Source organism: Allobosea sp. LjRoot237 (genome assembly GCF_964253285.1).
GTDB lineage: Bacteria > Pseudomonadota > Alphaproteobacteria > Rhizobiales > Beijerinckiaceae > Allobosea.
In genome coordinates this window covers 2822697-2843181 of sequence record NZ_CAXUQP020000001.1, presented here as the reverse complement: position 1 = coordinate 2843181, position 20485 = coordinate 2822697, and the positions used below count along the sequence as shown (strand labels likewise).

The 20485-nt window shown below is 67.3% G+C and carries 19 protein-coding genes; 17 read left to right on the top strand and 2 right to left on the bottom strand.

Features of this window, described 5'->3' with window-relative positions; genetic code table 11:
- Position 1 precedes the first annotated feature (1 nt).
- The 17 genes from ACSQ24_RS13720 (at position 2) to ACSQ24_RS13640 (ending at position 18114) form a co-directional block, all read left to right on the top strand.
- Positions 2-946, top strand: coding sequence for an ABC transporter permease (locus ACSQ24_RS13720; RefSeq protein WP_436095211.1), 945 nt, complete (start codon positions 2-4; stop codon positions 944-946).
- Positions 943-1827 (top strand): ABC transporter permease, encoded by an 885-nt coding sequence (locus ACSQ24_RS13715; protein ID WP_436095210.1) that lies wholly within the window; start codon positions 943-945, stop codon positions 1825-1827. The genes ACSQ24_RS13720 and ACSQ24_RS13715 overlap by 4 nt, the downstream gene beginning before the upstream one ends.
- Entirely contained in the window at positions 1824-2789 is a 966-nt protein-coding gene (locus tag ACSQ24_RS13710; RefSeq protein WP_436095209.1) for an ABC transporter ATP-binding protein, read from the top strand. Before ACSQ24_RS13715 ends, ACSQ24_RS13710 begins: the two co-directional genes overlap by 4 nt.
- On the top strand, positions 2786-3664 hold the full coding sequence (locus ACSQ24_RS13705) for an ATP-binding cassette domain-containing protein (RefSeq protein ID WP_436095208.1): 879 nt from the start codon (positions 2786-2788) through the stop codon (positions 3662-3664). Before ACSQ24_RS13710 ends, ACSQ24_RS13705 begins: the two co-directional genes overlap by 4 nt.
- Complete coding sequence (locus ACSQ24_RS13700) at positions 3651-5726, top strand: hydantoinase/oxoprolinase family protein (RefSeq protein WP_436095207.1); 2076 nt, start codon at positions 3651-3653, stop codon at positions 5724-5726. Before ACSQ24_RS13705 ends, ACSQ24_RS13700 begins: the two co-directional genes overlap by 14 nt.
- Entirely contained in the window at positions 5723-7465 is a 1743-nt protein-coding gene (locus ACSQ24_RS13695) for a hydantoinase B/oxoprolinase family protein (protein WP_436095206.1), read from the top strand. Before ACSQ24_RS13700 ends, ACSQ24_RS13695 begins: the two co-directional genes overlap by 4 nt.
- Positions 7462-8619 (top strand): DSD1 family PLP-dependent enzyme, encoded by a 1158-nt coding sequence (locus tag ACSQ24_RS13690; RefSeq protein WP_436095205.1) that lies wholly within the window; start codon positions 7462-7464, stop codon positions 8617-8619. Before ACSQ24_RS13695 ends, ACSQ24_RS13690 begins: the two co-directional genes overlap by 4 nt.
- Positions 8620-9089: 470 nt before the next feature.
- Positions 9090-9830, top strand: coding sequence for a GntR family transcriptional regulator (locus ACSQ24_RS13685; RefSeq protein ID WP_436095204.1), 741 nt, complete (start codon positions 9090-9092; stop codon positions 9828-9830).
- 263 nt (positions 9831-10093) lie between these two features.
- The gene (locus tag ACSQ24_RS13680) at positions 10094-11179 is read left to right on the top strand and encodes an ABC transporter substrate-binding protein (RefSeq protein WP_436095203.1); all 1086 of its coding nucleotides are present in this window, start codon (positions 10094-10096) and stop codon (positions 11177-11179) included.
- Between the two features lie 77 nt (positions 11180-11256).
- Positions 11257-12150: a branched-chain amino acid ABC transporter permease gene (locus tag ACSQ24_RS13675; RefSeq protein WP_436095202.1), complete on the top strand. Its 894-nt coding sequence runs from the start codon at positions 11257-11259 to the stop codon at positions 12148-12150.
- On the top strand, positions 12143-13033 hold the full coding sequence (locus tag ACSQ24_RS13670; protein WP_436095201.1) for a branched-chain amino acid ABC transporter permease: 891 nt from the start codon (positions 12143-12145) through the stop codon (positions 13031-13033). The genes ACSQ24_RS13675 and ACSQ24_RS13670 overlap by 8 nt, the downstream gene beginning before the upstream one ends.
- Positions 13026-13820: an ABC transporter ATP-binding protein gene (locus tag ACSQ24_RS13665; protein WP_436095200.1), complete on the top strand. Its 795-nt coding sequence runs from the start codon at positions 13026-13028 to the stop codon at positions 13818-13820. The genes ACSQ24_RS13670 and ACSQ24_RS13665 overlap by 8 nt, the downstream gene beginning before the upstream one ends.
- Positions 13817-14548: an ABC transporter ATP-binding protein gene (locus ACSQ24_RS13660; protein WP_436095199.1), complete on the top strand. Its 732-nt coding sequence runs from the start codon at positions 13817-13819 to the stop codon at positions 14546-14548. Before ACSQ24_RS13665 ends, ACSQ24_RS13660 begins: the two co-directional genes overlap by 4 nt.
- A 39-nt stretch (positions 14549-14587) precedes the next feature.
- The gene (locus tag ACSQ24_RS13655) at positions 14588-15841 is read left to right on the top strand and encodes a D-amino acid dehydrogenase (RefSeq protein WP_436095198.1); all 1254 of its coding nucleotides are present in this window, start codon (positions 14588-14590) and stop codon (positions 15839-15841) included.
- A 19-nt stretch (positions 15842-15860) separates the two neighbouring features.
- Complete coding sequence (locus ACSQ24_RS13650) at positions 15861-16661, top strand: maleate cis-trans isomerase family protein (RefSeq protein ID WP_436095197.1); 801 nt, start codon at positions 15861-15863, stop codon at positions 16659-16661.
- A gap of 66 nt (positions 16662-16727) precedes the next feature.
- Positions 16728-17081, top strand: a complete 354-nt coding sequence (locus tag ACSQ24_RS13645) for a RidA family protein (protein ID WP_436095196.1) — start codon at positions 16728-16730, stop codon at positions 17079-17081.
- 73 nt (positions 17082-17154) lie between these two features.
- Positions 17155-18114, top strand: coding sequence for a DMT family transporter (locus ACSQ24_RS13640; RefSeq protein ID WP_436095195.1), 960 nt, complete (start codon positions 17155-17157; stop codon positions 18112-18114).
- A gap of 247 nt (positions 18115-18361) precedes the next feature.
- Here the strand turns inward: ACSQ24_RS13640 and ACSQ24_RS13635 are convergent, their stop codons facing one another.
- A complete protein-coding gene (locus tag ACSQ24_RS13635; protein WP_436095194.1) occupies positions 18362-19372 on the bottom strand; it encodes a methyltransferase in 1011 nt (336 codons plus the stop codon).
- A gap of 45 nt (positions 19373-19417) precedes the next feature.
- Positions 19418-20395 carry a Bug family tripartite tricarboxylate transporter substrate binding protein gene (locus tag ACSQ24_RS13630; protein WP_436095193.1) on the bottom strand — a complete coding sequence of 326 codons (978 nt, stop codon included), beginning with the start codon at positions 20393-20395 and terminating at the stop codon, positions 19418-19420.
- Positions 20396-20485 lie beyond the last annotated feature (90 nt).

Below are 20485 nucleotides of genomic sequence, written 5' to 3'. Positions count from 1 at the left end.
CATGCTCCGCCTCATCGCAGGCCGCATCGTCTCCTCGATCGGCACGCTGCTCTTCGTCGGCCTCGCGCTGTTCGCGCTGACACGCTCCGGACCGGGCTCGCCGGCCCGGATCGTGCTCGGGACTGATGCGACGGCTGAGCAGATCGTGCAGTTCGAGCAGACGCACGGCCTCGACCGGCCGTTCCTGTCGCAATACGCCTCGTGGCTCGGCGACGTCATGCGCGGGGATTTCGGCAAGTCCTTCGTCACCGGGCGCGATGTCGCGACCGACATTGTGAGCGCCCTGCCGGTGACGCTGTCGATCGTGCTCTTCGCCTTCACCATCGCGCTGATCTGCGGTGTCGGCATCGGAATTCTTGCCGCGCTTCGGCCGGGCGGGGCCTTCGATCGGGTCAGCCGCTTCGCCGCGGTGCTCGGCCTGTCGATCCCGGCCTTCTGGCTCGGCATCGTCTTGATCCGCTTCCTCGCCGTCGATCTGCGCCTGCTGCCGCCCGGCGGCTATTTCCCGCTCTCGGCCGGGCTGTCGCTGCACCTGCAGAGCATCCTGATGCCATCGGTCTCGCTCGCGGTCTACTACATCGCCGTGCTCGCAAGGATGACGCAGGCGAGCCTGCAGGAGACCCTGCGCGGCGACTATGTCCGCACCGCCCGAGCGATGGGGCTCTCATCCCGGCAGGTGGTGTTCTACGCGCTGGTCAATGCGCTGCCGCCGGTGATCAATCTCGCTGCGCTCTCCTTCGGCTACATGTTCGGCTGGGCGCTGATCATCGAGCAGGTCTTCAACATCCCAGGCCTGTCGCGCGCGCTTTTGAACGCGATCTCGCAGCGCGACTTCCTGCTGCTGCAAGGCATCGTCTTCCTGTTCACCGCGATCTTCGTCTTCGCCAATCTCGGCGCCGACCTGATCAACCGCGTGCTCGATCCGCGCCAGAGGGCGGCGGCATGAGCGGTCTGCGTAAAGCCGTGCGCGGCCTTGATTGGAGCGGCTGGCTCGGGGCTGGCATCGTCGGGCTGATCCTGCTCGCCGCGATCTTCGCACCGCTGGCCGCGCCCTATGATCCGCTCGCGCTCAACATCGAGGACAGGCTCGCGGCGCCCAATATGAGCCATTGGCTCGGTACGGACCAGGGCGGCCGCGACGTGCTGAGCCGGATCCTGTTCGGCGCCCGCGCCTCGCTCTCGGTCGGGATCGGCGCGGTGCTGATCGGTGCCCTGATCGGCGTCTCCGCCGGGATCTTCGCCGCCTACAAGGGCGGGCTCGGCGAGCAGCTCGTGATGCGCATCGTCGATGGCGTCGCCTCGATTCCGCTGCTGGTCTGGGCGATCGCGATCGTCGGCATCCTCGGCGTCGGGCCGCTGCCGCTCGGCCCGCTGCTTTTGCCCAACGAGGTCAAGATCGTCGTCCTCGTCGGCTGCCTGTTCTCGCCGGTCTTCGCCCGCGTCACCTATGCCGTCGCCAAACGCATCGCCGGGGCCGATTATGTCCGCGCCCGCTTCCTGCAGGGCGCCTCGCACTGGCAGATCGTCATCGGCGACGTGCTGCCGAACTGCCTGTCGCCGATCATCGTGCAGGGCACGCTTCTGGTCGCGATCGGCATCGTCATCGAGGCCTCGATCAGCTTCGTCGGCCTCGGGGTGCAGCCGCCGCAGCCGAGCTGGGGCACGATGCTGTCCGACGCCCGTAGCGCGATTTACTCCGGCGAATGGTGGCTGCCGGTCTTTCCGGGCCTCGCCATTTCGCTGACCGTGATCGGCTTCAACCTCCTGGGCGATGCGGTGCGCGAATTGTTCGATCCGCGCAGCGAAGCCAGGACGCTGGTCGCATGAGCGCCCCGCTGCTCAGCGTCGAGGGCCTGCGCGTCGGGTTCCGCTTGGCCGATGGCGGCATGATCGAGGCGGTGCGCGGCGTCGACTTTTCCGTCGCGGCGGGCGAGGCGGTCGGGATCGTGGGCGAATCCGGCTCGGGCAAAAGCCTCAGCATGCTCGCGGTGATGCGCTTGCTCGGTGCGCCGGCGCGCGCCACCGGCGGACGCGTGCTCTTCGACGGCGAGGATCTGCTCGCCGCCGACGAGAAGCGCATGCGGGCGCTGCGCGGGCGCGACATCGCCATGGTCTTCCAGGACCCACAGAGCTCGCTCAATCCGGCGCTGACCATCGGTCGGCAGATCACTGACGTGGTGCGCGCGCATCGCGGCGTCTCGGTGGGGGAGGCGAAGCGGATCGCGGCGGAGTCACTGGAGCGCGTCGGTATCCGCGACGCCGGCAAGCGGCTCGCCTCCTATCCGCACGAGTTCTCCGGCGGCATGCGCCAGCGCGCGCTGATCGCCATGGCGATCGCCTGCCGGCCACGCCTTTTGATCGCCGACGAGCCGACCACCGCGCTCGACGTCACCGTACAGGCGCAGATCGTCGACCTGATCGCCGAACTGCGCCGCGAACTCGGCCTCGCCATCGTCTTCATCTCGCATAATCTCCAGCTCGTCGCCGAGATCGTCGACCGCGTCGTGGTGATGTATGGCGGCAAGGTGGTGGAGGACGGCCCGGTCGAAGCGATCGAGCGCTCCCCGCGCCATCCTTATACCAGCTTGCTCAAGGCCTGCGTGCCCAGCCTCACCGGTCCGGTCGGCCCACTCACGGCGATCGAAGGCGCGCCGCCGCGGCTCGGCCGCCTGCCGGCCGGCTGCCCGTTCTCGCCGCGCTGCCCCGATGCCATCAAGCCCTGCGCCGTCGAGATGCCGGCGCTCATCGCCGAGGCCGGACACCTCACCGCCTGCTGGAGGCCGCGATGACTGGCCCGATCCTCTCGCTGCGTAGTGTCTCCAAATCCTTCCCGCAGGGCGGGCTGCTCGACCGTCTGCTCGGCCGCGACAACGGGCTCATCGCGCTCGACGATGTCAGCCTCGACATCCTGCGTGGTGACGTCGTCGGCGTTGTCGGCGAGAGCGGCTCGGGCAAGTCGACGCTGGCCGGTCTCGCGGTTGGATTGGCGCAGCCGACCTCCGGCGAGGTGCTGCTTGATGGCGCTCCGATGGCGGAGCTGATGCGCGACCATGCCGGGGCGTGGCGCCGGCGGGTGCAGATGGTCTTCCAGGATTCGAGCAGCGCACTGAACCCGCGCAAGAGCGTCGCGCGCTGCCTCGGCGAGACATTGGCATTGCGCGGCGTGCCCAAGGCGCAGCGCGAAAGCGAGATCGCCGAATTGCTGACCCTGGTTGGGCTCGGGCCCGAGATCGGCCCGCGCCTGCCGCACGAGCTTTCCGGCGGGCAGCGCCAGCGCATCGGCCTGGCGCGCGCCCTGGCGATGAAGCCGGAGGTGCTGATCGCCGACGAGCCGGTCTCTGCCCTCGACGTCTCCTTGCAGGCGCAGGTGATCAACCTGTTGTCGCGCCTGACCCGCGAGCTCGGCCTGACGCTACTCTTCATCAGCCACGACCTCGCTCTGGTGCGCACGCTGTGCAGCCGCATCGTCGTGATGCGCAAGGGCGCGATCGTCGAGCAGGGGCCTTGCCTCGACGTGCTCGACCGGCCGCAGCATCCCTACACGCAAGCCCTCATCGCTGCGGTGCCGAAGGGGCTCGCCGGCCGGCGCACGCCGCTGCCCGTCCGAGACATGGACAGCGCAGCGATCCCAAAAACCCGGGAAGACATTCATGGCGCAGCATAGCTACCGGATCGGTATCGACATCGGCGGCACCTTCACCGACGTCGTGATCGCGCGCGACGATGGGTTGATCGAGACCCGCAAGGTACCCTCGACCCCGGACGATTACAGCCGTGGCATCGCCCAGGCGCTGAAAGCTCTGGTCGAGGACTACCAGACCACGCCGGACCGGATCACCGGCATCGTCCATGCGACCACGGTCGCGACCAATGCCATCCTCGAATATAAGGGCGCCCGCACCGGCCTTCTGACCACCGAGGGCTTCCGCGACGTGCTCGAGATGCGCCGCCTGCGCATCCCGGTGCTCTACGACCTGCAATACGACAAGCCGAAGCCGCTGGCGGTGCGGCGCCTGCGGCTGGAGGCGCGCGAGCGGCTAGGCCCCGATGGCTCGGTGCGCATTCCGCTCTCGCGGGAGGATGTCGTCGCGGCGGCGCGGCGCTTCCGCGAGGAGGGCGTCGAGGCTGTCGCGATCAGCTTCCTGCACGCCTATGCCAACCCGCAGCACGAGATCGAGGCCGAGGCCATCCTGCGCGCCGAGCTCGGCGACAGCGTCTATATCTGCCGCGGCTCGGAGATCCTGCCGGAGATCCGCGAATACGAACGCACCTCGACCGTGGTGGTGAACGCTTATATCGGCCCGGTCGTGCGCAATTACGCCAGCGCGCTGACGGCACGGCTCGCCTCGATCGGCGTCACCTGCCAGGTCGAGATGATGCATTCCGGCGGCGGCATCATGCGGCTGGGTTCGGCGGTGAAGCGCGCCGCTTCACTGGTCGAGTCCGGCCCGGCCGCCGGCGTCATCGCCTGCGCGCGGCTGGTTTCCGGGAGTGACGAGCCCAGCATCATTTCCTTCGACATGGGCGGCACCACCGCCAAGGCGGCGCTGATCGAGCATGGCGAGCCGGCGCGCACCACCGAATACGAGGTCGGGGCCGGCATCAACCTGTCGAGCAAGCTCGTGAAGGGCGGCGGCTATCCTATCAAGATGCCTTTCATCGACGTCTCGGAGATCGGGGCAGGGGGCGGCAGCATCGTCGCCATCGACAGGATGAACCAGGTCTCGGTCGGCCCGCAGAGCGCCGGCGCCTGGCCCGGTCCGGTCTGCTATGGGCTTGGCGGCCGACAGGCGACGCTGACCGACGCCTTCCTGACGCTCGGATACATCAACGACATCGCGCTCGCCGGCGGCAGCTTTCCACTCAAGGCCGATGCCGGCCGCGCCGCGCTGAACGATCAGGTCGCCCGGCCGCTGGGCCTCGACCTGACGCAGACGGCGCGCGGCGTGCTGACGCTCGCGGTCACCACCATGACGCGGGCGGTCAAGGCGGTCTCAACCTATCGCGGCCGCGATCCGCGCCAGGCGACTTTGGTCGCCTTCGGCGGCAATGGTCCGGTGGTCGCGGCCGAAGTGGCGAGCGCACTCGGCATCCGCCGCGTCATCGTCCCGCGCGCTGCCGGCGTCTTCAGCGCGCTCGGCCTGCTGCGCTCGGATGTCGAGCAGGAGTTCGTGCGGCCGTCGCGGCGGCGGGCAGGAGAACTGGACGATGCCGGGCTGGAGCAGCTCTTCGCCGAGCTCCGCGCGGATGCACGCAGCATCCTTGCGCTCGAAGGCTATGATCTCGCGCAGGCCGAGTTCCGCTATGCCGCGGACCTGCGCTATGTCGGCCAGGCCTATGAGCTGACGGTGCCGGCCAAGCGCCTCGACATCGCCGAGCTCAACGAGCTGTTCCACCGCGAACACGAGCGGACCTATGGCCACCGCTCGCAGAAGGATGCGGTCCATCTCGTCAACGCCCGCCTGACGGTGCGCCTGCCGCTTGTCGCGCCGCGCCACCAGTTCGCGGCGGAAGCGCCGATGCGGCGTGCCGACCGGGCTGTTTCCTTCAACGCCGGCCGGTCCGCGGCCTCGATCGCCGTGATCAGCCGAGCCGATCTCGACGGCACAGCGCGGTGCGGGCCCTTCGTCGTCGAGGAATACGATTGCACCTGCGTCGTCGGCCCCGGCCAGAGCGCAAGGCTCGACGAGGCCGGCAATATCGACATCGCACTGGAGGCCGCATGAGCATGCGCGAGATCGACCCGATCACGCTGGAAGTGATCCGCAATGCGCTCGCCTCGACCGCCGACGAGATGGCACTGATCGTGATGCGTTCGGCCTATTCGCCTGTCGTGCGCGACATCATGGATTACTCGACCGCGCTCTGCGACGCGCAGGGCAGGGTGATCGCGCAGGGGCTGACGCTGCCGATCCAGCTCTGCTCCTTCCCGCGCATCATGGGTTTTGTCCGGGAGCGTTACGGCGACGGGCTGAAGCCGGGCGACATCCTGATCGCCAACGACCCCTACGGTTCCGGCGGCCAGCATCTGCCCGATATCTACATCCTGAAGCCGATTTTCGTCACCGGCCGGCTCTCGGGCTTTGCCGCGACGGTGGCGCATCACACCGATCTCGGCGGCATCGTGCCGGGCAGCGTCGCGATCTACGCCACCGAGATCCAGCAGGAAGGCCTGCGCATCCCGCTGCTCAAGCTCTACGAGGCCGGCGAGCCGGTCGACTCGGTCTTCCGCATCCTCGAGGCCAATACGCGCTCGCCGGTCGAGGTGCTCGGCGACATCCGCGCCCAGATCGCCGCCTGCAATGTCGCCGAGGAGGGGCTTAAGACGCTGATCGGCCGCTATGGTGCGGAAGAACTCGACGCCTATATCGACGCGCTGCACGACCATGCCGAGGCGATGATGCGCGACGTGATCCGCGCCTTGCCGAACGGCGTCTACCGCGCCACCGACTATATCGACGGCGTCGGCGAGAACCCTGAGCCTCTGCCGATCGTCGCGACCGTCACCGTCGCCGAGGACACGATCGACATCGATTTCACCGGCACGGCCGACCAGGTCGCCGCCTCGATCAACTGCCCGATCTCGCTGCCTGAATCGGCCGCCTTCTGCGCGATCCGCTGCCTCTCCCAGCAGGACATCCCCAATTGCGAGGGGTACCTGCGGCCGATCGCGGTCAGGGCGCCAGAGGGCTGCCTGGTCAACCCGCGCTATCCGGCAGCCTGCGGTGCCCGCGGCGTCGTCGGCTACCGCGTCTTCGACGCGATCATGCAGGCGCTGGCACAGATCGTGCCCGAACGTGCGATGGGCGGCTCCGAGGGTGGGCCCTATCTGCTGGCCGCCGGCGGCATGCATGAGGGACGGCCCTTCGTGCTCAACGAAATGGTGGTCGGCACCTGGGGCGCGCGCGCCGGCAAGGACGGTATCGAGGGCATCTCCAACCCTGCCGCCAATCTCTCCAATCAGCCGGTCGAGATGATCGAGGCTGACATGCCGGTCGAGGTGCTCAGCTATGGCCTCGTGCCCGATAGCGGCGGTCCCGGCGAGTTCCGCGGCGGCCTCTCCTTCATCCGCGAGCTCCGCTTCCTCGCGCCGATCCGTTTCGTCCTGCGCGGCGACCGGCGCGACCATCCACCCTTCGGCTTCGAGGGCGGTGGGGCCGGCGCGCCATCCGTGCACATCCTGATCCGTGCCGATGGGTCGGAACAGGTCTTGCCGACCATGCCGATGGAGAGCTTCGCGGCTCGCACCGGCGATGTCTTCCGTCTGATCGGCGCCGGCGGCGGCGGCTATGGCGATGCGCTGAAGCGCGATCCTATCCGCGTCGCTGACGATCTGCGCGAGGGCAAGGTCACGGTGGCTGGAGCGGCCCGCGATTATGGCGTGATCTTTGACGCCGACGGCGCGACAATCGATCAGGTTGCCACGACCAGCAGGCGTGCGGAACTCGTGGGAGCCAGATCATGAATCCGCTTCTGTTCGGAGTGGCCGCGCTCAACCAGAAGCTCGTCGGAGAGCCGCGCAGCCGTGCCCGGCTGGAGACGCCGGCTGCGGTGCTCGATCTCGACATGTTCGAGCACAATATCGCGTTGCTGGCGCAGACCTGTCGCAACGCCGGGCTGGATGTCCGGCCACATGCGAAATCGCACAAATGCGCCGAGATCGCCCGTCGGCAGATGGCGGCCGGGGCGCTCGGCATCTGCTGCGCCAAGCCGGGCGAATTGCTGGCGCTGTTCGAGGGCGGCATCCGCGACCTGCTGCTGAGCGCGCCGATCGCGAGCCCGGCGAAGATCGACGCGCTGGCGCGTGCGGCGGTGGCCGGTGGGCGCATCGGCGTCGTGGTCGACCGGGCCGATCTCGCCACTGCCTATGCCGAGGCAGCGCGGCGGCACGGCACCGCCCTCGACGTGCTGGTCGATCTCGATGTCGGGCTGAAGCGCAGCGGCGTCGCGACCACGGCCGAAGCGGTCGAGCTGGCGAAGCTCGTCTCGGGATTGGCTGGCCTGCGCTATCGCGGCGTCCAGGCCTATCAGGGCCGCGTCCAGCATATCGACGATTTCGCCGCCCGCCGGGCTGCCAACCAGGAGATGGGCCGGCTGCTGGCGTCGATGCTTGATGCCTTGCGCGCGGCCGGGCTGGCACCGGAGATCGTCTCCGGCGGCGGCACAGGCAGCCATCTCCTCGACGGCGAGGACAAGCTGCTGACCGAGATCCAGGCCGGCTCCTATGTCTTCATGGACGAGGCCTATGACAGCGTCGACATGCACGGCCGCGGTGGTCCGGAGTTCAGGCCGGCGCTGCGCATCGCCGTCACCGTGATCGGGCACAGCTCGCTCGGCTTCGCCATCACCGATGGCGGCAGCAAGAGTTTTGCGCTCGATGGGCCGCCGCCGCGCGCCTTCCTCGGCAGCGAGCTGGTGGGGCGGATCGAATGGTGCGGCGACGAGTTCGGCCGCATCCTTCCGCAGGAAGGGCAGCGCATCCTACCGATCGGCGCCGTCGTCGAGTGCACCGTGCCGCATTGCGACCCGACGATTAATCTGCACGATTTCCTGCATGTCGTCAGCGGCGACCGATTGGTCGCCCTGTGGCCCGTAGATGCCCGTGGCAGGGCTGACTGAGAACATCAAACGGCCTGGAAGCGCCAGGAGCAGACATTGGATGGTCGCCCGGAAGTAGACCTTCTGGAGAGTGGAATACCAATCCGTTCTGGTCGCTTATGGTGCGGGCGACGATGATCGTTCGGGACGCTGAGCAAAGCCGGCGGAAAAGGCTCAAGTTGGTTTACTTCGATGGACCCGGCGTCTGCCTGTTCTCCAAGAGGCTGGAAAGATGGCAAGTTCCAGTGGCCTGCCATCGCCGATGGACGATGGTCTGGACCGATATCGCTCGTGCCGAGCATAACCGTGATCGCCTGCGCTTCGGTCAGAAGCTCGTGGAGGCCTTGCCATCGGCGTATGATCTAGTCAGCCGCCAATGACGGTCGAGGGGCAACCGATCGCCTGCATCAACTGAATCTAGTTTGTGATGCACATCTGCCTTATAGCTCGCATCCGCAGGGTCGATGCCTGGCGGATAGGAGCGATGCATAGTGGCCACCCGCCAGAGCATGAAGGCAACCGGCGCCGGCCGGGAGAGCCCTCGGACCAAGCCGCGCGGGCGCGCGGCCGACAGTGTCGAGCGGGTTTATGGAATCGTGAAGGAGTTCGCGATCGACTTCCGCTTCCGGCCCGGCGAGAAGATCAACGAGGTCGAACTGGCCGCCCAACTTGGCGTCAGCCGCACTCCGGTTCGCGCCGCGCTCAACCGGCTGGAGAGTGACGGCTTCGTCGTCTCCGTGCCGAACAAAGGGTTCTACGCCCGCAACTTGACGCCCGAAGCCGTGCGGGACCTCTACGAACTGCGCGCCGCCATCGAATGCGCCGCCTTCGTGCTCGCCTGTGAGCGCGCCTCGGATACTGAGGTCGAGGCGACTGTCGCAGCCTGGGAACAGCACAGCGATCTCGACGAGCAAGGCTCCTGGGCGAAGATCGCGCTCGCCGACGAGGCTTTTCACATGGCGCTGACGCGGCTGTCCAAGAACGCGCAGATGGCCTCGGCGCTTGAGGCGCTTGCCTCCCGGATCCGGTTCTTCCGACGCGTCAACCTTGAAGTGATCGCGCAGCGGACCGAGAGCTACCAGGAGCACGCCGCGATCATCGAAGCCCTGCGCCGGCGCGACGCCGCCAAGGGCGCGGCGATCCTGCAAAAGCACATCACGCTGAGCTCGGCCCATGCCATTGATGTCGCCACCCGCGGCCTCGCCCTGATCTTCTTCGGCAAGGCCGCCTGAGGACGGGCATCGCGATCGCACCGGCTTGTCGGCTCTCCGTCGCGCGCCGCAGATCGACCGCCTTTCGCGTGTAACCCGGACTGCTCTTCTCCATCTGCCGCGAAAAACGCCGGTATCTCCACCTTTTGCCGCGAAACGGCCCAGTCTGCCCGGCGTGCAGGCAGCGTCTGCACAACATTTCGAATTGTGCATCAACATAAGAATTATAAAGTGTACTCACTTCAGGGTGCAACGACGCCCGCATTGAAGAGGGGATCACGACCATGCGTGCAGCACTGCTTCTGGTGACGAGCCTTCTGACCGCGGTTCCGGCGACGGCACAAACGACGATCGGCGCGATCATCCCGCTTTCGGGGGCCAGCGCGACCCAGGGTGAGGATCAACGCCGGGGCATCGAGCTCGCGGTCGAGGAAATCAACGCCGCCGGCGGCGTGCTCGGCAAACCACTCAAGGTCATCGTCGAGGATTCCGGCGGACGCCCACCTTCCGCGCTCGATGCGGCCAAGAAGCTCGTCGCGGTCGACAAGGTGCCGGTCGTGATCGGCGAGTACTCTTCCGGCATCACCCTGCCGATGGCGCAGTATCTGATGCAGGAAGGCAAGATCCACATCAATGTCGGCTCGTCGAGCAACAAGGTCCGCCAGATCGGCGCGACCTCGTTCAGCGTCATCGGCCTCGAGGCCGTCTCCAGCAGGTTCTCGGCGGTCGACGCGCTCGCCATGGGCTGGAAGAAGGTCGTCGTGGTCGGCCCCAACAACGCCTATGGCCAAGGCATGTCGGAGGGTTTCAAGGCGGAGTTCGAGAAGATCGGCGGCAGCGTGGTTTCGACCATGCTCTACACCGAAGGCCAGACATCCTATCGCCGCGAATTGCAACAGGCGGCGCAGTTCAAGCCCGACGCCTTCATCTACTCGGCCTACGGCAAGGACGCCGCGCTGATCAACCGCGAGTCCTTCGAGCTCGGCGTCAACAAGACGCCCTGGTACGCGATCTATTTCACGATGTGCACGGCCGACAGCAAGCCCGAGTTCGTCACCGGCCAGTACGGTATGGATCTCAACTTCATCGGCGCCAACGGCAAGGGCTATGAGGAGGCCTATACGAAGAAGTACGGCATGGGCTTCAAGACGTCCTTCAGCGGCTACGGCTACGACGCCGTGAAGATCTTCGCCGCTGCAGCGAACAAGGCTGGCAGCGCTGAGCCTGAAGCGGTCAAGGCCGCGCTAATGGATGTCGGCAAGAGCTTTGAGGGCGCTACCGGAACGATCGTCTTCGACGTCGACCGCCAGCGTTCCGTCCAGCCCTATCTGAAGCTGAAGCGCGGGCCCGACGGCTTGGAAGCGCGCTGACGGCTGATCCGCTCCCCGGCCATCCCGCCCCCGCGGGGGGATGGCCCATCGCAGCGAACGCTCCGGCAAGGCACGGCATGGTTCAGTTTTTCGTCGATCTCCTGCTGCGGGCAGGCGACATCGCGCTCGTCGCGGTCGCGCTCAGCGCAGGGTATTCCCTGGTCAAGTTCCCCAATATCGCCCTGGTGCAGTGCGCGACGGTCGGGCCCTTCCTGGCCTATCTCGTAGCCCGAAGCGGCATCCCCTTTCCCGCCGCAGTGATGGTCGCCTGTCTTGCGGTCGGCGTCATCGCAGTCCTGCTGAACGTGCTCGTCTTCGAGCGGCTGCTCAAGTCCGGCTCCGCCATTGCCATGATCGGCTCTCTCGCCGTCGGCATGCTCTTCACGGCGGCGCTGCTGATCACTGCGGGCCCCGATTCCCGCCATTTCGACTTCCCGATCACGGCGCCCTTCGACATCGGCGGAAGCAACGTCACGCAGACGCAGCTGATCTCGCTGGCGATGAGCCTCACGGCCTTCATCCTGCTTGCCCTGTTGTTGTTCTTCACCGACATCGGCCGCTGCATGCGCGCCACGGCCGCCAATCCCGATCTCGCGCGGGCAACCGGCATCGATGCGCGCCTGGTCGTCCGGCTCATCATCTTCCTGAGCGGCGTGCTGGCTGCGCTCGGCGGCACGGGCATCGCGATCAAGAGCGAGCTCAACATCCTGCTCGGGCCCGATCTGATGCTGCCGGTCTTCGCTGCTGCGATCCTCGGCGGCCTCGGCAACCCGATGGGCGCGATCTTCGGCGCGCTCGTCATCTCCTTTGCCGAGACGCTGGCGGCCGCGGTCAATTTCGGCCCGCTCGCCGGCCAGCCGTTCCTGTTCATCCCGGTGAACTACATCGCCGCCGCCTCCTTCCTGATCCTGGTCGTGGCCTTGCTCTTCCGACCCTATGGCCTGTTCGTGAACGAGGTGAAGCGTGTTTGAGTTCTCGCTCCATGTCGCCACGATCGCGGCGCTCTACGGGCTGCTGGCGCTGAGCCTCAACCTGCAGGCGGGCTTCGCGGGCTTGATCAATTTCGGCCAGATCGCGCTCTTCGGCTGCGGCACCTATGGCGCGGCGCTCGCCTTCGACAACCGGCTCGGCCCTGTCGCCGGACTCCTGCTCGGCCTCGCGCTCGTCGGCCTGCTGGCGCTGTTCTTCGCGCGGCTCGGCCGCAGCCTCGGCTCCGACTACTGGGGTATCGCGACGCTCGCGATCGGCCAGATCCTGCTCACCATCGCCACCAATGAGACCTGGCTGACCGGCGGCGCGCAGGGCATCAGCGGCATTCCGCAGCTCTTCGCCGGCAGTTCGCGGCTGCAGGGCCATCTCATCCTGTTCGGCGTCACCGTCGCGCTGCTGCTCGCGACCTGGTGGCTCTTCCATCGGCTGACGCAGAGCAAGTTCGGGCTCTCGCTGCGGCTCATGCGAGAGGAGCCGCAGTTCACCGCCTCGCTCGGCTATGACCTCGATGGCCTGCGCCGGCGCGCCATGCTGGTCGCAGCGGTGCCGGCCGCGCTCTCGGGCTTCCTCTTCGCCCACTACATGACCTTCGTCGGCCCCGATCAGCTCTTCTCGACCGAGACATTCGTGATCTGGACGATGGTGGTGATCGGCGGCTTCGGGAGCCATGCCGGCGTCGTCGTCGGCGCGATCCTTACGCAGGTGCTCTTCGCTGCGGTGCCCTTCGCCAAAGATGTCTTCGGCCTGCCTTCCGAATACGTCGCCGCGATGCGCCTGACGCTGATCGGCGGCGGACTGCTCGGCTTCCTGCTGCTGCGGCCGCAGGGACTGGTCCCCGAGAAAGTGGGCAGCGTCCGTGGTTGAGATCGCATTGTCGGCGCAGAAGCTGCGCAGGGCGTTCGGCGCCCATGTCGTGCTCGACGACGTCGACCTCGATATCGCGCGCGGGAGCATCGTCGGGCTGCTCGGTCCCAACGGCTCCGGCAAGTCCACGCTGCTGAACGTGCTCACCGGTTTCATCGCGATGGATGCCGGCCGGGTCTCGCTCGGTGGCCGGAACATCGGCGCTCTTCCGGCCTCCGAGATCGCCCGGCGCGGCTTGCTGCGCACCTTCCAGCTGCCGCGCATGCCCACGCGCATGAGCGTCCGCGAAGTGCTGCTCGCCGCCGAGCGCTCCGATGCCGGCATCCTCACGGCCCTGGCCGGCAGAAGCCTGCGCGCCAGCGCACGGACCGACGAACTGCTGGAGCAGCTCCTGCTGACACGCGTCGCCGATCAGCCGGCGAGCGCCATCTCCGGCGGCCAGAAGAAGCTGCTCTCCATCGCCGCTGCCCTCGCCAACAGGCCGGGCATCCTCTGCCTCGACGAGCCGACGGCGGGCGTGCATCCAAACCTGCGCGAAGGCATCGTCGCGCTGCTCAGGCAGGCCAATGACCAGGGCGTGACGCTGCTGATCGTCGAGCACGACATGGCCTTCGTGCGCAATCTCTGCCAGCGTTGCGTGGTGCTCGACCGTGGCGAGCTGATCGCCGACTGCCCGCCGGCCGAGCTCGCGGACCATCCCCGCGTGGTCGAGGCCTATCTCGGCCGCGCCGCCGCCCGGCGCGTGGCGCCATCACCCGAGAAACTGCCGACAAAGGTGCCGGCATGAGCAAGTTCGACGGCATGATCGTGGTCGAGGGCCTGCGCGCCGGCTATGACGACGGTCCCGATATCCTGCATGCGCTCGATCTGCGCGTGGCAGCAGGCGAGATCGTCACGATCCTCGGCCCCAATGGCTGCGGGAAATCGACATTGCTCAAGGCGATCGGCGGTTTCGTGCCGCCGCGCGCCGGAAACATCTACATCAACGCGCAGGATGCGACCGCCGTGCCGGTCCACCGGCGCGTGCGCACTCACCATGTCGGCTTCGTGCCTCAGACCGACAACGTCTTCACCACGCTTAGCGTCGCCGACAACATCCTGCTCGGCGCCCGTTTCCTGGTCGCAACCGAGCGTCGACGCCGCTTCGCCGCACTGATGGAGAGCTATCCGTCGCTGGCCAACAAACGCGACCGGCGCGCCTCGGCGCTGTCGGGCGGCGAACGCCAGCTCCTGTCCATCGCGCGAGCCCTGATCGCCGACCCGGCCGTGCTCCTGCTCGACGAACCCTCCGCCGGCCTCTCGCCGGTGATGATGGATGACGTCTTCGATGAGATCCGGCGCATCCGCGACCGCACCGGCATGACGATCCTGATGGTCGAGCAGAATGCGGCACAGGCGCTCGCCGTCTCCGAGCGCGCCTATGTGCTGTCGCTGGGCCGTGTCGCCATCGAGCAGCGTGCGGCGGAGCTGCTCGATAACCCCGAGCTCGCCGGACTCTATCTCGGCGCGCATTGAGAGCCGCCTGGCATCAACAACCATCGGGGAGGACCGAGCGTGGCAAAGCGGATCATCGTGCTGGGAGGCGGTGTCGTCGGCGTGACGACGGCCTATCAGCTCCAGAAGGACGGCCATGAGGTCGTGCTGATCGAACGGAACCCGCAGGTCGCGGCGGAGACGAGCTGGGGCAATGCCGGCATGATCGCGCCCGGCCATTCCTTCGTCTGGTCATCACCGAAGGCGCCGATGATCCTGCTCAGGTCGCTCTTCCTCAAGGACCAGGCGCTACGCTTCAAGCTCTCGGCCGATCCCGCCCTTTATCGCTGGTCCTGGGCCTTCCTGATGGAATGCACCCAGGCCAAGGCGACGCGCAACACGCTGCTCAAGCACAGGCTGGCTGTCTATTCCCAGGCGATGCTCCAGGAGGTGATCGGGCAGGAAACGGTCGCCTATGATCGAAACGATCGCGGCATCCTGTATTTCCATCGCAGCCAGGAGGCGCTGGATCGCGGTGTCCAGCAGATGAAGCTGCTGGAATCCGACGGGCAGATCATCAAGGTCCTCGACCGCGCCGGCGTGGTCGCACTCGACTCCGCGCTCGCCGGCATGGGCGACAAGATCGCCGGCGCGATCCATTGCCCGACCGACGAGACCGGTGACTCCGCCCTGTTCACCCGGGCGCTAGCCGCGATCGTGGCGGCAGGAGGCGGCGAGATCCGGACCGGTACGACGATCACCGGAATCGAGACGGCCGGCGAGGCGGTCACGCAGGTCGTCACCGACAAGGGCCCGATCAAGGGCGATGCCTATGTGCTGGCGCTCGGCTCGCAGAGCGCAGGCCTCGCGCGCCGCATCGGCGTGTCGCTGCCGATCTACCCGATCAAGGGCTATTCCCTGACGATCCCCGTCGGCAACCGGCCGCAGCCGCCGAGCCTCGCCTGCGTCGACGAGCATAATCTGGTGGCGATCTCACGGTTCGGAGACCGCATCCGCGTCACCGCCACGGCCGAATTCGCCGGCTACGACAAGAGCCACAAGCCGTCCGACTTCGTCTTCATGAAGCGTGTCACGCAGGAGCTCTATCCCGAGGGCGCCGATTACGATCGCGCCGAGATGTGGGCGGGCCTTCGTCCGATGACGCCGACGAATCTGCCGTTCCTGGGCCGCCAGCGCTACGGCAACCTCTTCCTCAACACCGGCCACGGTCATATCGGCTGGACCATGTCGCATGGCTCGGCCCGCATCACGGCTGACCTGATCGCCGGCCGCACCCCCGCCATCCCGATGGACGGCCTCCTGGCCGCCGCCTGAACGCGAAAGGACCGCCCCCATGTCCGCACTCGCTGCATTCTCACCGTCCGCCGAGCCTCTCGATCTCGGCGTGATGGCCTCCATGCTCGACGCGCCGCTCGGCTCGCGCGCCGCGATCGGCTTGGTTGTGCTCGCCACCGACCAGACGCTCGAGCACGAATACCGTTCCCTGATCCGCGCGCCGGGCATCGCCTTCTACGAGGCCCGGCTGTTCAACGATGCCGAGATCACGCCTGAAACGCTGCGCGCCATCGGCCCGCGCATCGCGCCCTGTACCGAGCTGATCCTGCCCGGTCTTCCGCTCGACGTCGTCGCCTTCGGCTGCACCTCGGCAACGATGACGCTTGGCGAGGACTATGTCTTCGACCAGATCCGCATGGCTCGCCCCGGCAGCGCCTGCACCACGCCCGTGACCGGCGCGCTCGCCGCCTTCACGACGCTGAATGTCGGGCGCATCGGCCTGCTCACGCCCTACTCCCCCCTCATCAACGCCAATCTCGCCCGCTATTTCCAGTCGCGCGACATCGGCGTCCCGGCCTACGCCACCTTCGACCGGCCGGACGATCGCGAAGCGGCGCTGATCTCGGTCGCATCGATCGAGGCGGCGGCGGAAAGGCTTGCCGCACAGCCCGGCGTCGAAGCCATCTTCGTCTCCTGCACCAGCCTGCGCGTCGCCGAGGCCGTGACCCGGCTGGAGGCCCGCATCGGCATCCCGGTGACCTCGAGCAATCATGCGATGGCCTGGCACAGTCTGCGCCTTGCCGGCGTCGCGGATGTCATGCCGGAAGCTGGGCGCCTGTTCGAGCGCGGCATCGCCTGAGCAGGCGGTTGCGACGGCTGCCCGCTCGCCAATTCCAAGACCAGCCCCCATCGAAAGGTTCTTTCCATGACCCTACCCGTGCGAATCCAGCCCGGCCCTCGCATGAGCCAGGCCGTCATTCATGCCGGCAGCGTCCATCTGGCCGGACAGGTCGCACTGGGGGCGCCCGGCACCTCCGTCGCCGAACAGACCCGCGACATCTTGGCCCGGATCGACGCCTTGTTGGCCGAGGCCGGAAGCCGACGGGACAAGCTGGTCTCCACGACGATCTGGCTGGCCGACATCGCCTCCTTCGCCGAGATGAACTTGGTATGGGACGGCTGGGTCGCGCCGGGCGCTGCGCCCGCGCGCGCCTGCGTGGAAGCGAAGCTGGCCGCCCCGCAATTCACCGTCGAGATCGCGGTCATCGCTGCGCTTTGAGCCATCGATCACCTGACGAGATCGACCGTCATGGCGCCCACTGACAGGCATCACCATCATGAACAGCCGCGAGGTGGCGATCGCCACCTCATCTCCCTCTCCGTCGCTCATGTCCTATGGCCATCTGCTCGTCATCTACCTCGTCTGGGGAGCGGCCTATCTCGCGGTCAAGATCTGCCTCAGCGGGCCGGCCACGGTCACGGTTCTGCAGCTGCAGACGGCACGCCTTTGGGCCGCGGCCATCTTGCTGGCGGCAGTCAGCGCCGTCGCCTCCGGACCGCCACCGCGCCTGTCCCGGCGCGACCTGGGATCATGCGCTCTCTCGGGCATCCTGATGTGGGTCGGCGGCAATGGGCTCGCCGCCATGGCTTCGCAACATGCCGCCTCGAGCTTCGTCGTGATGGCCCTGGGCGCAATACCGCTCTGGAGCACGTTGCTGGACGTCGCAGCGGGCGGCTCGAGGCCGCGACCGGACGTTCTGGTCGGGCTCGCGGTCGGCCTCGGCGGCCTCGGGCTCGTCATGGCTCCGGCACTGCTCGCACCCGATTCTGTGATCGTCGAGCCCGAGCATGCGCTGATGACCGTCGTTCTGCTCGCCGGAGCCGGACTGGCCTGGGCAGCCGGCACCCTGCTGCAACGCCCGCTGATGGGGCGCAGCCCGCCCGCCTGGACAGCCACGTATCAGATCGGTGCCGCGGCGCTGGCCGTGACGCTGCCAGTGCTGGTCGAAGCTGCTCCACTGCCCCACGCACCCAGCAACAGGCAACTCGGTGCCTTCGCATTCCTGATCCTGTTCGCTTCGGTGGTCGCGCTGATCTCCTTCGTTCAGGTGGTGCGCAGTTTCAGCCCGGCCGTCGCCTCGACATTCGCCTATGTGAACCCGGTGGTCGGAATTGTGCTCGGCTGGCTTATCCTGGGCGAGGTTCCTGCTCCCCTCTCGCTGGCCGGCATGGCCATCGTCCTCATCAGCATAGCGCTCATCCTGAAGGAAAAGCCCGGTCCCGGTACCGCGAACGGGGGCACACGCAGCTGACTCTTGCTTGACGCATGCGGAATGCACACCGATCCGCCGGGAGCGGACGCAGCGAGCGCCTGGAATGGGTCAGAATCGCCCATCCCTCGACCGGGTGAAATGCGCCAGAAGCGGAATTTGGCTTCCTGCCGGAAAGCGGACATGGGTGGGCGTGTCGCTTGGACGCCGGTACGGTTACGGCTCTCCTGTTTCCTCGCTCTCCAAGATGCGGCAGTCCCACTTCCCGCTTGGAAGATGCAGTCATCAATTATATCGGCGCCGCCTCCAGAATGCTCAGGGTCGACGCAGTCGGCGTCACCGAGACCGTCTCGAAATCTGCCGCCGCGAGGAGAGCCGCAAACTCGGCGCCCGTGCGCTCGCGCCCGCCGGTCATGACCATCATATTGAGGTCCATGAGCGTTCCGGCCGGCGATTTATTGGGCTCGTCGATGACGTGCTCGATGATCAGCAACCTGGCGGCCGGCGTCATCGCCATGCGGCAGGAGCGGAGGATATCGACCGAGGCGGCGTCGTCCCAATCGTGCAGAATCCACTTCAGCAGATAGGCATCGCCACCTTCGGGAACCTCGACGAAGAAGTCGCCGCCGAGCGCAAGGCAACGGTCCGAGAGCGCGGCGGATTCCAGCGCGGCCGACGCGCGCGCGATGACGTGCGGCTGGTCGAAGAGCGTGGCGCAGAGATGCTGGTGAGCCGCGAGGATCCTGGCCAGGAGCATGCCATCGCCGCCGCCGACATCCACCAGCCGGTGGAACCGGCTGAAATCACACGCTGCCAGCACCGCCTCGGCAGCCTGCTCCGTGATGGACGCCATGGCGCGGTCGAAGATGCCGGCTTCTTCCGAGTGGTTTGCGCGATAATCCCAGACGCCACAGCCATGGACATGGTCGAATGCGGTCGCGCCGGTGCGGACGGCATGGAGGAGATCGCCCCAGGCCTGCCAGAAGTTCGGCCGGCCGATCAGCCGGGCCATTGGCGCGAGGCTGCCCGCGACGTCGCTGCGGAGAAGCCGCCCGGCCGCGGTCAGCGTGAACCGGCGCTCCTCGTCTTCGTGGAACAGGCCCATCGAGGCCAGGCTGCGCATCAGCCGATAGAGCGAGGCCGGATGCGTCCCGGTGGCCGCCGCGAGCGCCTCGCTGGTCCTGGTCTCGGTGCGCAAGAGGTCTGCCAGCCCGAGGGTCGCGGCGACATGAATCGCCTGACTGGCCCGGAAGCCGAGGATCATTTGAAAGACGTCCGTCCTGCTTGCGTGCGCAATCATGTGACGAGCCTCCGAACCGGCGAATTTGGCAATGCCCGGCGCTGCCTACTTCGGCGCAGCGTCCTTCACGATCGGCCACCAGAGCCTTTGCTCGCTCTCGATGAAGGCCCTGGACTCCGCCGGCGACATGGCCTTCGCTTCGACGCCGATCTCGTCGAAGCGCTGCCTGACGAGCGGCGTCGCCAGCGCGTGACGAACGGCTTCGTTCAGGCGCAGCACGATGGGCTCAGGCGTCCCGGCCGGAGCGGAGAGGATCATCCAGCCGACGGCGGTGAGCCCCGGCAGCGTCTCGGCGACGGTCGGGACGTCCGGGAACTGGGGATTGCGTTCGGACGACATCACGGCGATGAGCTTGAGGTCGCCGGCCTGGACCGCGCCGCGCAGGCCGGACATGGTTTCGATCGTGGCATGGACACGCCCGCCCAGGATGTCCCGGATGGCCTCCAATGTGCCGCCGGTGGCGTAGGGAACCACGGTGATCGGGACGTCGCCCTTCCGCTCCAATGCCAGGGCGGCGAAATGCGGCAATGTTCCTGTGCCATTCGTGCCGACCATGATCTCGCGCGGCTTTGATCTCGCCAATGCGATCAATTCGGGCAGGGAGTTGACGCCAAGCCGGGGCGGGACGGCGATGTACATCGGGCCGCCGCCCATCCAGGCGATCGGGACGAAGGACCGGGTGAGGTCGATCGGCGGCTTGTCGGTCTGGGCGGGCAGAATGGTGAAGATGAATGCGGCGCCGCCGAGCAAGGTGTAGCCGTCCGGTGCGGCGGCGGCCACGGCCTGGGCCGCGAGCAGGCCGGAGGCGCCCGGCCGGTTCTCGACGACGACCTGCTGCCCCCAACGGCTCGACAGCTGTTCGCCGACCAGACGGGCGACCACATCCAGGGCGCTTCCCGTAGGGAGGGGCATGACGATCCTGACCGGGCGCGCCGGAAAGCCGTCCTGGGCACGGCCGGGGAGGGTGCCGGCGGCTGATGCGAGCAGGGCGACGAGGGTTGCGGTCGCGAGGAGCCTGGGCATGTCGATCTCCGTCACAAGGGCCTTCTTGCCCGGTCGGGGGAGCCCGCCGACCGGGCTGGCGGGTCATCAGGATTAGACAGGATCGGGTTT